The following is a 1,904-nucleotide window of genomic DNA, read 5'->3' as shown; positions in this document are numbered from 1 at the left end:
GCGCCCGAGATGCTGGCCGGCATTTCGCGGGTGCTGGGGGAGCTGGTGCCGACAGCGTTCGCGGCCTATGGCAAGTTCGATGGCGATGTGCTGCGCTGGCCCCACGTGCTGGATGGCGAGTTTCGCCTGCCGGTGCTGCCGCACGAGGCGGAGGCCCGGGAGCGCGGGCAGGTGGTGGTCGATGGGTCGGCCATCCCGGAGACGCACTTCGGGCCGCAACTGGGGCTGACAACCGCCAGCTACTCGGCGACCTATGCCGGCGGCCAGCCTGCCGGGCTGCTGCTGGTCGCGAGCCGGACACCGGGCTTCGCCTTCAGCGAACGGCTGCTGGCGCTGCTGCGCCGGGTAGCCCAGGCGGTGGGGCCGGCGCTGGAGGCGGCGATCGCCAACCGGGAGCGGGAGCGGCAGACGGAGATGTACGGGCTCATCCTGCGGTCGCTCTCGGAGGGGGTCATCCTCGCGGACCGACACGGGCATCCGGTGTTCGCCAACCGGCTGGGGCGGAAGATCCTGGCGGCGATCGACCCTCGCCCGCCCACGGGGACGTTGGAGGAGATGGTGGCGCGGCTGCCGGAGCCGGTCCGGTCGGACTACCTGCGCGTCTATGAGCGCCGCGAGAACGTCCGCGGGCGGGTGACCCTCTCCATCGATGGCGAGGAGCGGGTAATCGACTACGAGGTGGTGCCGCTGAGCGACCCTGTTTTGCGCGTGCTGGCGGTGGCGGAGGACGTGACTGAGCGGGTGCGCCGGGAGGCGGAGGAGGCGGCCAACCGGGCACGCATGGAGCAGGCCTCGCGGCTGGCAGCGCTGGGCGAACTGATCGGCGGGGTTGCGCACGAGCTGAACAACCCCCTGACGGCGATCCTCGGGTTCGCCGAGGTGCTGGCCATGAGCGACACGACCGGCTCCTTTGGCGAGGAGCTGGGGATCATCCAGAAGGAGGCACTTCGGGCGCGGAACATCGTGCGGGACCTGCTGTTCATCGCGCGGCCGGGCGCGGCGGAACACGGCCCGGTAGCCCTCGAGGATGTGGTCGGGCACGTGCAGCGGCTGCGGGAGCGCCACTGGCAACAGCAGGGCATCGAGGTCTCCATCGCCATCGCGCCGGGGCTGACGGCGTGGGGCAACGAACACCAGCTCACGCAGGTGGTGCTGAATCTCGTCACCAACGCGGAGCACGCGCTCGCCGACCGCCCGACGCGGCGCATCGTGATCGAGGGTGAGCCGGAGGAGGGCGGACGGGTACGGCTGACCGTCAGCGACACGGGCCACGGGATGGACGAGGCGACGCGGGCGCGCATTTTCGAGCCGTTTTTCACCACGAAGCAGGGCGCCGGCACCGGGCTGGGGCTTTCGCTGAGCTACTCCATCGTGCACTCCCACCGGGGGACGATCGACTGCATTTCGAACCCGGGCACGGGCACGACCTTCGTCATCACGCTGCCGGCTGAGGGGGAAGGGGCACCTGCCGAGGCGGAACCCCAAAGCGCCCCGGCCGGCCGGCAGCTGACGGTGCTGGTGATCGACGACGAGCCGAGCCTGCGCAAGGTGTGCCGTCGGCTGGTGGAGAGCCTCGGGCACCGCTGCCTCGATGCGGAGAACAGTGCAGGGGCGCTGGCGCTGGCCGCTGAGCACGAACCGGACATCATCCTCTGCGATTACCGGCTGGCGACAGAGACGGCGGATGCGATCTTCGCGGGGCTCGAGCAGCGGCTGCCGCACCTGCTGGAGCGGGTAGTGCTCGCCACCGGGGCGACGAGCGATGCCGGGGTCGCCCGGCTGACGGAGCGCTTTCGCGTGCGGTTGCTGGCGAAGCCCTACGGCCTGGAGGACCTCGAAAGCGTCATCCGGGAGAGGCTGGAGGTTGGAGGTTGAAGGTGGGAGGTGGGAGGTTGGAGGTTGGA

General features: G+C 70.6%; 1 protein-coding gene. It reads left to right on the top strand.

Features of this window, described 5'->3' with window-relative positions:
- A partial coding sequence (locus VAE46_RS08175; RefSeq protein ID WP_322796437.1) for an ATP-binding protein occupies positions 1–1,875 on the top strand: 1,875 nt, incomplete at its 5' end.
- Positions 1,876–1,904: the final 29 nt, after the last annotated feature.

The organism is Tepidiforma sp., from assembly GCF_034433535.1.
Taxonomy (GTDB): Bacteria; Chloroflexota; Dehalococcoidia; order Tepidiformales; family Tepidiformaceae; genus Tepidiforma.
This window is presented reverse-complemented; position numbering and strand designations above follow the sequence as displayed.